Here is a 12,279-nt window from a genome sequence, read left to right as displayed (position 1 = left end):
GTCAGCCGCCCGGACCGCCGCGCAGCCGCGGCGATCCGGGCGGGACCGTTACTTGCGCAGCACCTCCGCCAGCGCCTGCTCGAGCGTGTCGCTCGAGCGGCACGCGACGCTCGCGCCCTTCTGCTTGCCGGCCGCCACCACGCCGGCCATGCCCGCGACGTCGATCGACACGGTCACGCCCTGCGTCGCTTCGTCGAGGCGCGTGACGACCTTCCGCGTGTGCGTCACGTTCGACGTCTGCTTCAGTTCGGAACAATCCAGGAAGTTGCCCGCGTTCGGCTAATCGGCATACGCGGCAGCTACGAGCCGGGCGTCGCGATCACTGACGCGCGCCGCGAGCTTGTGGGCCGCATGGAACTGGGCGACCGCCGCCCACACTTCGTCGTACTTGCGATTGCCGATCACGACGCGCGATGCGGCGCCATCCTTTGACGCTTCGGACGCGCCGGATGCATCGTCGGCCGCGAAACGAACACACGGCCACACGCGGCGTTCGCGGGGCACCATGCAAAACGCCCGCGATTTGCATCGCGGGCGTCGTGTCGAAACTGCGACAGAAGCTCCGGGGAATCAGCCCTCGACGACGTCGAGATAGTCCTCCGGCCGCGTGCGATCCTCCGCATGCGCCATACCCATCACGCGCACCAGCACGCTCACCACCACGGCCACCACCAGGTTCACGATCAGCGACCACACGGCGGCATAGCCGGGAATCGCGAGACCGAACAGGTGGATCGTGAAGATCGATCCGGCCAGCTTCAGCGAGATCGCCATCCACGTGCCGCACACGATGCCGGCCGCCCAACCGGCCAGCAGGCCGCGATGGTCGAGCACGCGGGTGTACAGGCCGAGCACGATCGCGGGCAGCGTCTGGATGATCCAGATCCCGCCGAGCAGCTGCAACTGGATCGCATAGGTCAGGGGCAGCCCGAGAATGAACGCGACGGCGCCGACCTTCACGATCAGCGACACGAGCTTCGCGACGTGCGTTTCCTGCTCGTGCGACATGTTGCGGTTCACGAACTCGCGGTGAATGTTGCGCGTGTACAGGTTCGCGGCCGCGATCGACATGATCGCGGCCGGCACCAGCGCGCCGATACCGATCGCCGCGAACGCGACGCCGACGAACCACGACGGGAAATACTGGAGGAACAACGCGGGCACCGCGAAGTTCGGCCCGAACGCCTTGAAGTACGGCGCGTACTGCGGCATGTCCTTCACGCCCGATGCGAGCGCCATGTAGCCGAGCAGCGCGAGCAGTCCGAGCACGAACGAATACGCCGGCAGCATCGCCATGTTGCGGCGGATCGAGTTGCCGGACGACGACGACAGAATCGCCGTCACCGAATGCGGATACAGGAACAGCGCAAGCGCCGAGCCGATCGCAAGCGTCGCGTACGCACTGTAGCCGTTCAGGCTCGTCGCGTCGGGCGCCTTCAGCAGCAGCTTCGCGGGCGGCACGCTCGCGAAGATGTGCCCGAAGCCGCCGAGCTTCGCCGGGATCACGATGACCGCCGCGGCGATCGTGATGTAGATCAGGACATCCTTGACGATCGCGATCATCGCGGGCGCGCGCAGGCCCGACGTGTACGTGTACGCGGCGAGGATCGCGAACGCGATGATCAGCGGCAGATCGCCGACGAAACCGGTCGTATCGAAGCCGAGCGCGCCGATCACCACTTCGATGCCGACGAGTTGCAGCGCGATATACGGCATCGTCGCGACGATGCCCGTCACCGCGATCGCGAGCGCGAGCATCCGGCTGCCGTAGCGCGCGTTGACGAAGTCGGCGGCCGTCACGTAGCCGTGCCGCTTCGCAATGCTCCACAGCTTCGGGAACACGACGAACGCGAACGGATAGATCAGGATCGTGTACGGCAGCGCGAAGAAGCCCATCGCGCCGGCGCCGAATACGAGCGCGGGCACCGCGACGAACGTGTAGGCCGTATAGAGGTCGCCGCCGAGCAGGAACCACGTGACGATCGTGCCGAAGCGGCGGCCGCCGAGGCCCCATTCGTCGAGATGGGCGAGATCGCCGCGGCGCCAGTTCGCGGCCAGGAAACCGATGATCGTGACGCCGATGAACAGCAGGACGAAGACGAAGGTTGCACCGAGATTCATCGCGCGCCTCCCTGCGGGCCGCTCGCCTTCCACGCGTTCTTGGTCTTGAAGTACACGAACGCGGTGATCACCGCGCTGATGAAGACCCAAAGCAGCTGGTACCAGTAGAAAAACGGAAAACCCAACCATTGCGGTTCGATCTTGCTGTACGACGGTACCCAGACCATCGCGATCAGCGGCAGCACCAGCAGCCAGAGCCAGCGCTTGGCGGCCCGGTTGGCGTCGGCATCGTGAGCCATGACGTCTCCTCTTCTATCCCGGTTATCGATCTTGTTGAGCGGGTACGGCGCCGAGAGGAGCGCAAAACGGGTAGGCTGCGGCTCCCCTGGCTTCGCGCCAGTATAGGAGCCGCCAGCACGCGGTCAAGCGGGGGCGAACCCGAGGTGATCCGCCCCTTGTCGCGAGGTTGCACCGGCATGCCGCCGGCGCACGAAGCGTCAGATCGCGAACGAGGTGTCGCGTGCGCCGGTCGTTTCTTTCAAAGCTTTCACCCACTTGCGGGCGGGCAGCTTCAGCGTGTCCTCGATCAGCTTCGCCCGTTCGTCGAGCTGCGCGAACGACACGTCGAGCGCGGGGCCCGAGAACGCGATCGCGATCCGGTTGCCGTCATGCACTTCCGGCAGCACGATCACGCGATGATCGAACGCCGCGTTCAGGTGCTTCATGTTGCGCACGAAGCTCGGATGATCGCCGAACAGGTTGATCGTCGCGATGCCCGCGTCGGCGAGACAACCGCGCACCGCGCGGTAGAACGCGACGCTGTCGAGCACGGGGCCGCGCGCGGTTGCATCGTACAGGTCGATCTGGATCGCGCCCGTCGTGCCGCGGTTGGCCGCATCGTTGACGAAATCCCAAGCGTCGGCTTCGTGCACGGCGAGACGTGCATCGTCGGGCGGCAGCGCGAACATCGTGCGCGCGGCGACGATCACGGCCGGGTTCAGCTCGACGGCCTCGACCTTCGCGTGCGGCAGGAAGCGATGCGAGAACTTGGTCAGCGCGCCGGTGCCGAGCCCGAGCTGAACGATCCGCCCGGGCGTTTCGAGGAACAGCAGCCACGCCATCATCTGCTGTGCGTACTCGAGCTCGATATGCAGCGGCTTCGAGATCCGCATCGCGCCCTGCACCCATTCGGTGCCGAAGTGCAGGAAGCGCACGCCGCCCTCTTCGGAGAACGTAACGGGCGCGAAGCGCGGCTTGCGCGGGGTTTCGAGCACGGGCACGTCGTCGTGTTCGTCGATGTCCGGGCGGCGCTTCACGCGCGGCGGCTGGAGTTTCTCGGAGCCGTTGTAGGCGGACGGCTTGCTGCGCTTGGACGCGCGCGCCTCGGCGGACGCGCGCTTGATCAGTCGGGTCATGTGTGAATCTCGCTGGGTGAAGCTGGTTTTAGCGGACGAGAGGATAGCATTGGCGGGGATCCCGCCGCTGGACCGGCGCGCCTTCGCCACGCCGGCGCCATTGCCGTCGGATTCGTCACCATTCGCACGAAGGGACCTGGATGTAGCCGCCGGCGCGCCGTGCCTGGATCGGAATCGGCGCACAATGCGATCGGGTGTCCGCCTGGCGTCGAGGAGGTTCCATGGAGTCGACCAACAAGAAGATCTGGTTCCCGGCGAAACGCTACGGCTGGGGATGGGGGTTGCCGGTCGCGTGGCAAGGCTGGGTCGTCCTGCTGCTCTTTGTGCTCGGGCTCATCGCGGTTGCGACGCACGTCTCGCCCGCCCGGTCACCGCTGGCGTTCGCGGCATGCATCGTGGCGCTGGTGGCTGCGCTCACGGTCGTGTGCTGGCTGAAAGGCGACAAGCCGAAATGGCGCTGGGGCAAGGACGAATAAGCGACGATCCGCCAATGCGTCAGGCGCGAATCCCGCGCCACTGCACCAGCTTCTGCTCAAACGTCAGCATCGCATTCGCCGGGCTCGACGACGGCAGCACGAGCGTGTCGTACCCCGCCGCGCCGATCACCTCTGCAAACCGCCCCGCCGTCTTGCCGTTGAAGCAGACCTTCTTCAGCAGCGGCGCGTGAGCTCTCAACGCATCGAAATCGTTCGGCTTCGCGTGGCGGATCGCCGAATCGAGGCTGCCCTCGCGATGGCACGCGGCCAGTACGTCCCAGATACCGATCCCGTGCGACAGCACGCGCTCGAGCCGCGCGTCGTACGCGAGCTCGTGCAGCCCGTGCTCGCCGAGCACCGTGCCGAGCAGCCGCCAGAACTGGTTGCGCGGATGCGCGTAGTACTGCGCGGCATCCAGCGACGCCTCGCCCGGAAAGCTGCCGAGGATCATCGTGTGCGTATTCGCCGTGACGACCGGCGGGAAACCCCGCAACATTACGCGCCTCCGCCCGGCCCGCCCGAGCGCGGCCCGTCGCCGTGCGCATCGAGATGGCGCCACAGCGCGGGCAGCATGCACTCGGTGACCATCAACGGCTTGCCGTGACGCTGGAATACCGAGCGCCGTGCGGCGAACGAATGCGGCGCTCGCGCACCGCCAAGCGCATGGGTCGCCAGCGCATACAACGGATGGCCGGCGATCACGCGCCGGCTGACGAGCGCCGAACGCTCGACCTGCGGATCGCTGTACAGCAGTTCCGCGAGCGGCCGCGTGCGCAGCCGCCGCATGGCCTGCCACACACCCTTGCTGGCGGAAAGCGGCGCGATGCTGTGCGCGGCGACGAACGGCGAGCCGTCGACCGAGAGGATCACCTCGCGCACCCACATCGGCGCGCGCGGCGCACAGGCGACCGCGTCCGGCTCGTCGAACCACGGACAGTCGACGGCCTCGCGCGTCACGCGCACGTTCACGCGGCCGAGCCGCGCGAGGTGCGCGGTCAGCGATCCGCCGCGCGTCAGCCAGTCGCGCTGGTCGAGCGTGCAGCCAGGCCGCGGCGTCTCGCGCCAGCCGGCCTGGCCGCCGTCGAATCGCAGGCGCGTCTTCACGCGGCGCGCGACAGCAGCAGCGCGTTGGTCCGCTTCACGAAGTTCGCCGGATCGTCGAGCATGCCGCCTTCGGCCAGCAGCGCCTGATCGAACAGCAGATGGCACCAGTCGCCGAAATCGGCGCTGTCGGCGTTCAACTGCTTCACGAGCGCGTGCTCAGGATTGATCTCGAGGATCGGCTGCATCGCCGGCGCGTTCTGGCCGGCCGCCTTCAGCATCCGCTGCAGGTAGCCGCTCATGTCGTTGTCGTCCGCGACGAGGCACGACGGCGAATCGGTCAGGCGGAACGTGACGCGCACTTCCTTCACCTTGTCGCCGAGCGCTTCCTTCATCTTCTCGACGACGGGCTTGATCGCCTCGCCGGCCTGTTCCTGCGCCTTCTTCTCTTCGTCGTTCAGCTCGCCGAGATCGAGGTCGCCGCGCGCGACGCTTGCGAGCGGCTTGCCGTCGAATTCATGCAGGAACGACAGCATCCATTCGTCGACGCGATCGGTCAGCAGCAGCACCTCGACACCCTTCTTGCGGAACACTTCGAGATGCGGGCTGTTCTTCGCCGCTTGCCACGTATCGGCCGTCACGTAGTAAATCTTGCTCTGCTCGGGCTTCATGCGCGACACGTAATCGGCAAGCGACACGTCCTGCGCGTCGGTATCGCCGTGCGTGGACGCGAAGCGCAGCAGCTTCGCGATGCGCTCGCGGTTCGCGTGATCTTCGCCGAGGCCTTCCTTCAGCACCTGGCCGAATGCGCCCCAGAACGTCTTGTACTTCTCCTTGCCGGCATCCTCTTCCGCGTTCGCGAGCTCTTCGAGCATCGACAGCGCGCGCTTCGTCACGCCTTCGCGGATCGCCTTCACGTCGCGGCTTTCCTGCAGGATCTCGCGCGACACGTTCAGCGGCAGGTCGGCCGAATCGACGACGCCCTTCACGAAGCGCAGGTATTGCGGCAGCAGCTGCTCGGCGTCGTCCATGATGAACACCCGCTTCACGTACAGCTTCAGGCCGCCGCGATAGTCGCGGTTCCACAGGTCGAACGGCGCATGCGACGGCACGAACAGCAGTTGCGTGTACTCGCTGCGGCCCTCGACGCGGTTATGCGTCCACGTGAGCGGATCCTGGTGGTCGTGCGCGATGTGCTGGTAGAACTGCGTGTACTGCTCGTCGGTGACGTCGCCCTTCGAACGCGTCCACAGCGCGCTCGCCTGGTTGACGGTCTCGTCCTCGTCCTTCAGGACCATCTCGCCCTTTTCCTGATCCCATTCTTCCTTCTGCATCAGGATCGGCAGCGCGATGTGGTCGGAATACTTCTGGATGATCGACTTCAGGCGATGCGACGACAGCAGTTCGTCCTCGCCTTCGCGCAGGTGCAGCGTGATCGTCGTGCCGCGCTGCGCGCGCTCGATCGCGTCGATCGTGAAATCGCCCTCGCCCGCGCTCTCCCAGCGCACGGCTTCGTTCGCCGGCAGGCCCGCGCGGCGCGTCTCGACGGTGATCTTGTCGGCAACGATGAAGCCCGAGTAGAAACCGACGCCGAACTGGCCGATCAGCGCCGCATCCTTCTGCTGGTCGCCGGACAGCTTCGTGAAGAATTCCTTGGTGCCCGAGCGCGCGATCGTGCCGAGGTTCGCGATCGCCTCGTCGCGGCTCATGCCGATGCCGTTGTCGTCGATCGTGATCGTGCGCGCGGCCTTGTCGTAGCCGATGCGGATGCGCAGGTTCGGATCGTTCTCGTACAGCGCGTTGTCCGCGAGCCCCTCGAAACGCAGCTTGTCGGCCGCGTCGGACGCGTTCGACACCAGTTCGCGCAGGAAGATTTCCTTGTTGCTGTAGAGCGAATGGATCATCAGGTGGAGGAGTTGCTTGACCTCTGCCTGAAAGCTCATCGTTTCATGTGCCATGGATGCTGTTTCCTCTTACTTGAACTTGGATGGTGTGGCGCAGGCGGCCGGCGCGCGATGCCGCGAGGCCCGCGAACGGGCGACCGCCCGGCGCCGGCGGTTCGCGCGCCTATCTGGGGGTGGCGCGTGCGATTTCAAGGGCCGGCGTGCGGCGCCGCGTCACGACGCGCGCCGCACGGCCGAGTCGATATAGCGCGCGAGAAACCCCGGCAACGCCGGATCGCCGCAGTTCGCGACGTTGAAGCGCGTCCACGTCGACGACGACTGCTGCGGCGAAAACAGGCTGCCGGGCGTCAGCAGGAACCCCGCTTCGTGCGCGGCGGCCGCGAGCGCGTCCGAATCGACGCCCGTGTCGGCCCACAGGAACATCCCGGCCGCCGGCATCGTGAAGAGCCCCAGCCCGGTGCGCTCCAGCATCCGCGCGGTCTTGTCGCGCACGCCGTCGAGCCGCGCGCGCAGCCGCTCGACATGGCGCCGGTAATGCCCTTCGGTCAGGATCTTGTACAGCACGCGCTCGTTGAGCTCGGGCGTCGTCATCCCGACCAGCATCTTCTGGTCGGTGATCGCCTTCGCGATCTCCGGTGCGCACGCGACGTAGCCGACCCGCAGGTTCGCCGCGAGCGTCTTCGAATAGCTGCCGAGGTAGATCACGCGCTTGAGCTGGTCGAGGCTCGCGAGGCGCGTGGCCGGATAGCTCGGCGGGCACAGGTCGCCGTACACGTCGTCCTCGACGACGAGGAAGTCGTACGCCTCCGCGAGCTTCAGGATCCGGAACGCCTGCGCGGCCGACAGCGACGTGCCGGTCGGGTTCTGCAGCACCGAGTTGATCACGAGCATCTTCGGCCGCCACATCTGCACGAGCGTCTCGAGCGCGTCGAGATCGGGGCCGTCCGGCGTGTACGGCATCCCGACGAGTTGCGCGCCCTGCGCCGCGAAGCGGCCGAACATCTGGAACCACGCAGGATCGCCAACGATCACCGCATCGCCTGGCTTCACATAGATCCGCGAGATCAGGTCGATCGCCTGCGTGATCCCCGACACCAGCACGATCTGTTCGGGCTTCGCGCCGATCTCCACTTCGGCGAGGCGCGTCTGCAGTTGCTGGCGCAGCGGCAGGAAGCCCTGCGCGGTGCCGAAACCGAGCATCTGCGCGCCGGACTGGCGCCCCAGCGCCCGCAGCGCGCCGGTGATCAGCTCGCCGTCGAGCCAGCGGCCCGGCAAATAGCCGAGACCCGGCCCCTTTTCCGGGCTGACGGTGTGCAGCATGTTGCGCAGCAGCCAGACGACGTCGATCGTGTTGTGCACCGGCGCGGCCTCGGCCACGCGCGCGACGCTGTCGGCCAGTTGCGGGCCGGCGGCCGTGCGCTCGCGCACGTAGAAGCCCGAGCCGCGCCGCGAGTCGAGGTAGCCCTGCGCGACGAGGCGCTCGTACGCCTCGACGACGGTGAAGCGCGACACGCTTTTGTCGAGCGCGAGCTTGCGGATCGACGGCATCCGCATGCCGGGCCGGAACACGCGTTCGTCGATGCGCCGCCGCGCCCACTGGACAAGCTGGTCGACGAGCGTGAGCGTGGCGGTGTCGTGCGGCACGGGAATCTGGGCGAGTGGGACGGTGGACATGGGCGGCAGCTCCAACTGTACCGAAGGCTATCGCACCGATTGTACCGTTACTGTGCCGGTAGCGACGATTACAGTTGACCGGAATGGCGACGGTGCGGCCACCGTTTCGGCCCGCCGCACCTGGCGCCGCGCCCACCGGCCTGCATTGCGGCCGGTCCGGCCACCGCCCGGCGCATCGCCTGCCCACCATGACACTTTCGCATCCCGACCGACGTTCATGCCAGCCCGCTCCCTGACACTCGACCATCTCGTGATCGCCGCGCGCACGCTCGACGAAGGCGTACGCCATGTCGCCGACGCGCTCGGCATCGAACCGGCCGGCGGCGGCCGCCACCCGTTGATGCGGACCCACAATGCGCTGTTCGGCGCGTGGGGCGGGCTCTACCTCGAAGTGATCGCGATCGATCCCGACGCACCGGCGCCAAACGACAGCGCCGAGCCGCCGCGCGCGCGGCTGTTCGGGCTCGACGACCCGGCCATGCACGCGCGGCTCGCGCAAGGCCCGTTTCTCGCGCACTGGGTCGCGCGCGTCGACCGTCCGCGCCAGCTCGCGCTGTGGCAGCGCCAGTATCCGGCGCGCATCCCGCCGGTCGTCGCGATGCGGCGCGGCGACCTGAGCTGGGGCCTCACGGTGCCCGACGACGGCACGTTCCCCGCGTGGCAAGGCGTAGGCGACGGCCTCCTGCCGTCGCTGATCCAGTGGGACAGCGCGCGCCACCCGGCCGAATCGCTGCCGGGAGACGGCGTCGCGCTGACGGCGCTCAAGGGCACCCACCCGCATGCGGACGCGATCCGCGAGCAGCTCGACTGGCTCGGCGCCGCCCACCTGCTCGACCTCGAAGCCGCCGACGGCCCGCCCGCGCTGGTCGCCGAATTCGACACGCCGCGGGGCGCGCGCACGCTGCGCTGAGCGCCCGCCGCCCCCGACTACACCTGATACTGGCAACACGGAGACACCCACGACATGAATTCGCGCGAAACCCGGGGCATGCTGCTCGGCCTCATCGGCGTGATGATCTTCAGCCTGACGCTGCCGATGACGCGCATCGTCGTCTCCGAACTCCATCCGCTGCTCAACGGGCTCGGCCGCGCGCTCGCCGCCGCGGTGCCGGCCGGCCTGCTGCTGTGGTGGCGCCGCGAGCCGCTGCCGACCCGCGCGCAGCTGAAAAGCCTCGCGATCACGTCGGCGGGCGTGATCATCGCGTACCCGGTGTTCTCCGCGTGGGCGATGAAAACGGTTCCGGCCTCGCACGGCGCGGTGGTCAACGGCCTGCAGCCGCTGTTCGTCGCGCTGTACGCGGCCTGGCTGTCGCACGAGCGGCCGTCGAAGGCGTTCTGGGTCAGCGCGGTGGCCGGCAGCGCGCTCGTGATCGCGTTCGCGCTGCGCGACGGCGGCGGCACCGTGCAGGCCGGCGACGCGCTGATGCTCGTCGCGGTCGGCATCGGCGCGCTCGGCTATGCGGAAGGCGCGCGCCTCGCGCGCCAGATCGGCGGCTGGCAGGTGATCTGCTGGGCGCTCGTCGTGTCCGCGCCGTTCCTCGTGCTGCCGGTCGGCTGGCTCGCGTGGATGCAGCATGCCGCGCATCCGGGCCCGCTCGCGCTGCGCACGTGGCTCGCATTCGGCTACGTGACCCTCTTTTCGCAATTCATCGGCTTTTTCGCGTGGTATGCGGGGCTCGCGATGGGCGGCATCGCGCGCGTCGGCCAGGTGCAACTACTGCAGATTTTCTTCACGATCGCCTTTTCCGCGCTGCTGTTCGGCGAAACGGTGACGCCGTCGACGTGGCTGTTCGCAGCCGCGGTGATCGCCACGGTGGTGCTCGGGCGCCGCTCGGCGGTCGCCGCCGCGCCGCAACCGGCTCGCGCCGGCTGAACAGCTGCGCCATAATGGACGTTTTGCCTGATCGGTTTGCCCACCCGGCCGCGAAGGCTCGATCGCGCTCGTGCCTGCCCACCCGGCGGCGTCGAAGCGATTTGCCCGAACGACCTTTCTTGACTGACCACGATATCCGAACGAGGAGACTATGAATCCGAGCGACCTGCATCCGCCGCACTGGCAGCTTTCCGAACGCGCACGCAAGCTGACGAGCTCTGCCATCCGCGAAATCCTGAAGGTCACGGAACGCCCCGAGGTCATCTCGTTCGCCGGCGGCCTGCCCGCCCCTGCCACGTTCCCGGCCGAACGCATGCGCGCGGCCGCCGATCGCGTGCTGCGCGACGCGCCGGCCGCCGCGCTCCAGTACAGCGCGACCGAAGGCTACCTGCCGCTGCGCGAATGGATCGCCGAGCGCTACAGCGTGCGCGTGTCGCAGGTGCTGATCACGACCGGCTCGCAGCAGGCGCTCGACCTGCTCGGCAAGGCGCTCGTCGATCCGGGCAGCCCGATCCTCGTCGAAACCCCGACCTACCTCGGCGCGCTGCAGTCGTTCTCGCTGTACGAGCCGCGCTACGTGCAGGTGCCGACCGACGAACAGGGCCTGCTGCCGGACGGCCTCACGCCCGAACTCACGCAAGGCGCGCGCCTGCTGTACGCGCAGCCGAACTTCCAGAACCCGACCGGCCGCCGCCTGCCCGTCGAGCGCCGCCGCGCGCTTGCCGCGTTCGCGCAGTCGAGCCCGTTCCCGGTGCTGGAAGACGATCCGTACGGCGCGCTGAACTACCGCGGCGAGCCGCTGCCGACGATGCTGTCGATGGCGCCCGACCACATCGTGCACCTCGGTACGTTCTCGAAGGTGCTCGCGCCGGGCCTGCGGATCGGCTACATCATTGCGCCCGAGGAACTCCACTTCAAGCTCGTGCAGGCCAAGCAGGCCACCGACCTGCACACGCCGACGCTCACGCAGCGCATCGCGCACGAAGTGATCAAGGACGGCTTCCTCGACGAGCACATCCCGACGATCCGCGAGCTGTACAGCGCGCAGTGCGACGCGATGCTCGGCGCGCTCGAGCGCCACATGCCGGAAGGCGTCACGTGGAACCGCCCGGAAGGCGGGATGTTCATCTGGGTGAACCTGCCCGGGCAGATCGACAGCATGAAGCTGCTCGCCACGGCCGTCGACAACCACGTCGCGTTCGTGCCGGGCGCGCCGTTCTTCGCGGACAACGCGCAGCAGAACACGCTGCGCCTGTCGTTCGTGACGGTGCCGCCCGAGAAGATCGAGGAAGGCGTCGCGCGCCTCGGCAAGCTGCTGCGCGAGCGCCTCTGATCCCCTTTTTCCTGTCACGACCCTTTACGAGGAATCGAACACATGGCTAACGTCTACGACAAGCTGAAGTCGCTCGGCATCGAGCTCCCGACCGCCGGCGCACCGGCCGCCGCCTACGTGATGAGCGCGCAAAGCGGCAACACGGTCTACCTGTCGGGCCACATCGCGAAGAAGGACGGCAAGGTCTGGGCCGGCAAGCTCGGCGCGGATCTGCAGACGGAAGACGGCAAGGCCGCCGCCCGCTCGATCGCGATCGACCTGCTCGCGACGCTGCACGCCCACACCGGCGACCTGAACAAGGTCACGCGCATCGTCAAGCTGATGAGCCTCGTCAACTCGACGCTCGACTTCACCGAACAGCACGTCGTGACGAACGGCGCGTCGGAACTGATCGCGGAAGTGTTCGGCGACGCAGGCAAGCACGCGCGCTCGGCATTCGGCGTGGCGCAGATCCCGCTCGGCGCGTGCGTCGAAATCGAGCTGATCGCCGAAGTCGCGTAAC

14 protein-coding genes are annotated in these 12,279 nt (G+C 67.8%); 5 read left to right on the top strand and 9 right to left on the bottom strand.

Features of this window, described 5'->3' with window-relative positions; all coding sequences use genetic code 11:
• Positions 1-48: 48 nt before the first annotated feature.
• The 5 genes from HWX36_RS04645 to HWX36_RS04625 all read right to left on the bottom strand — a co-directional run bounded on the left by HWX36_RS04645 (position 49) and on the right by HWX36_RS04625 (position 3,476).
• Positions 49-228, bottom strand: a complete 180-nt coding sequence (locus HWX36_RS04645; protein WP_175951073.1) for a hypothetical protein — start codon at positions 226-228, stop codon at positions 49-51.
• A 51-nt stretch (positions 229-279) separates the two neighbouring features.
• Entirely contained in the window at positions 280-507 is a 228-nt protein-coding gene (locus tag HWX36_RS04640; RefSeq protein WP_175951072.1) for a hypothetical protein, read from the bottom strand.
• A gap of 63 nt (positions 508-570) precedes the next feature.
• Positions 571-2,121: a sodium:solute symporter family protein gene (locus tag HWX36_RS04635; RefSeq protein ID WP_175951071.1), complete on the bottom strand. Its 1,551-nt coding sequence runs from the start codon at positions 2,119-2,121 to the stop codon at positions 571-573.
• Positions 2,118-2,360: a DUF3311 domain-containing protein gene (locus tag HWX36_RS04630; RefSeq protein ID WP_011352801.1), complete on the bottom strand. Its 243-nt coding sequence runs from the start codon at positions 2,358-2,360 to the stop codon at positions 2,118-2,120. Before HWX36_RS04630 ends, HWX36_RS04635 begins: the two co-directional genes overlap by 4 nt.
• A gap of 198 nt (positions 2,361-2,558) precedes the next feature.
• Positions 2,559-3,476 carry a spermidine synthase gene (locus HWX36_RS04625; RefSeq protein ID WP_175951070.1) on the bottom strand — a complete coding sequence of 306 codons (918 nt, stop codon included), beginning with the start codon at positions 3,474-3,476 and terminating at the stop codon, positions 2,559-2,561.
• Between the two features lie 221 nt (positions 3,477-3,697).
• On the opposite strand from HWX36_RS04625, the gene HWX36_RS04620 reads away from it, so the two are divergent.
• Positions 3,698-3,952 (top strand): hypothetical protein, encoded by a 255-nt coding sequence (locus HWX36_RS04620; RefSeq protein ID WP_175951069.1) that lies wholly within the window; start codon positions 3,698-3,700, stop codon positions 3,950-3,952.
• 19 nt (positions 3,953-3,971) lie between these two features.
• Here the strand turns inward: HWX36_RS04620 and HWX36_RS04615 are convergent, their stop codons facing one another.
• The 4 genes from HWX36_RS04615 to HWX36_RS04600 form a co-directional block, all read right to left on the bottom strand.
• Complete coding sequence (locus HWX36_RS04615; protein WP_175951068.1) at positions 3,972-4,448, bottom strand: DNA-deoxyinosine glycosylase; 477 nt, start codon at positions 4,446-4,448, stop codon at positions 3,972-3,974.
• Entirely contained in the window at positions 4,448-5,044 is a 597-nt protein-coding gene (locus HWX36_RS04610) for a chorismate lyase (protein WP_175951174.1), read from the bottom strand. Before HWX36_RS04610 ends, HWX36_RS04615 begins: the two co-directional genes overlap by 1 nt.
• Positions 5,045-5,052: 8 nt before the next feature.
• Positions 5,053-6,951, bottom strand: a complete 1,899-nt coding sequence (htpG, locus tag HWX36_RS04605; protein ID WP_175951067.1) for a molecular chaperone HtpG — start codon at positions 6,949-6,951, stop codon at positions 5,053-5,055.
• Between the two features lie 159 nt (positions 6,952-7,110).
• A complete protein-coding gene (locus HWX36_RS04600) occupies positions 7,111-8,571 on the bottom strand; it encodes a PLP-dependent aminotransferase family protein (protein ID WP_175951066.1) in 1,461 nt (486 codons plus the stop codon).
• 217 nt (positions 8,572-8,788) lie between these two features.
• Between HWX36_RS04600 and HWX36_RS04595 the strand changes: the two genes are divergently transcribed.
• From HWX36_RS04595 to HWX36_RS04580, 4 genes are all read left to right on the top strand, one after another.
• The gene (locus HWX36_RS04595) at positions 8,789-9,481 is read left to right on the top strand and encodes a VOC family protein (protein ID WP_175951065.1); all 693 of its coding nucleotides are present in this window, start codon (positions 8,789-8,791) and stop codon (positions 9,479-9,481) included.
• A gap of 54 nt (positions 9,482-9,535) precedes the next feature.
• A complete protein-coding gene (locus HWX36_RS04590) occupies positions 9,536-10,444 on the top strand; it encodes a DMT family transporter (protein WP_175951064.1) in 909 nt (302 codons plus the stop codon).
• A 151-nt stretch (positions 10,445-10,595) separates the two neighbouring features.
• A complete protein-coding gene (locus tag HWX36_RS04585; RefSeq protein ID WP_175951063.1) occupies positions 10,596-11,777 on the top strand; it encodes a PLP-dependent aminotransferase family protein in 1,182 nt (393 codons plus the stop codon).
• A gap of 42 nt (positions 11,778-11,819) precedes the next feature.
• The gene (locus HWX36_RS04580; protein ID WP_006478174.1) at positions 11,820-12,278 is read left to right on the top strand and encodes a RidA family protein; all 459 of its coding nucleotides are present in this window, start codon (positions 11,820-11,822) and stop codon (positions 12,276-12,278) included.
• Position 12,279: the final 1 nt, after the last annotated feature.

Origin of the sequence: Burkholderia sp. BCC0405 (assembly GCF_902833075.1) — a bacterium.
GTDB lineage: Bacteria > Pseudomonadota > Gammaproteobacteria > Burkholderiales > Burkholderiaceae > Burkholderia.
This window is presented reverse-complemented; position numbering and strand designations above follow the sequence as displayed.

Coding starts and splice junctions, on each gene's coding strand:
- HWX36_RS04640 (WP_175951072.1), bottom strand. CDS start 507: ATGGTGCCCCGCGAACGCCGCGTGTGGCCGTGTGTTCGTTTCGCGGCC.
- HWX36_RS04635 (WP_175951071.1), bottom strand. CDS start 2,121: ATGAATCTCGGTGCAACCTTCGTCTTCGTCCTGCTGTTCATCGGCGTC.
- HWX36_RS04630 (WP_011352801.1), bottom strand. CDS start 2,360: ATGGCTCACGATGCCGACGCCAACCGGGCCGCCAAGCGCTGGCTCTGG.
- HWX36_RS04625 (WP_175951070.1), bottom strand. CDS start 3,476: ATGACCCGACTGATCAAGCGCGCGTCCGCCGAGGCGCGCGCGTCCAAG.
- HWX36_RS04620 (WP_175951069.1), top strand. CDS start 3,698: ATGGAGTCGACCAACAAGAAGATCTGGTTCCCGGCGAAACGCTACGGC.
- HWX36_RS04615 (WP_175951068.1), bottom strand. CDS start 4,448: ATGTTGCGGGGTTTCCCGCCGGTCGTCACGGCGAATACGCACACGATG.
- htpG (WP_175951067.1), bottom strand. CDS start 6,951: ATGGCACATGAAACGATGAGCTTTCAGGCAGAGGTCAAGCAACTCCTC.
- HWX36_RS04600 (WP_175951066.1), bottom strand. CDS start 8,571: ATGTCCACCGTCCCACTCGCCCAGATTCCCGTGCCGCACGACACCGCC.
- HWX36_RS04595 (WP_175951065.1), top strand. CDS start 8,789: ATGCCAGCCCGCTCCCTGACACTCGACCATCTCGTGATCGCCGCGCGC.
- HWX36_RS04590 (WP_175951064.1), top strand. CDS start 9,536: ATGAATTCGCGCGAAACCCGGGGCATGCTGCTCGGCCTCATCGGCGTG.
- HWX36_RS04585 (WP_175951063.1), top strand. CDS start 10,596: ATGAATCCGAGCGACCTGCATCCGCCGCACTGGCAGCTTTCCGAACGC.
- HWX36_RS04580 (WP_006478174.1), top strand. CDS start 11,820: ATGGCTAACGTCTACGACAAGCTGAAGTCGCTCGGCATCGAGCTCCCG.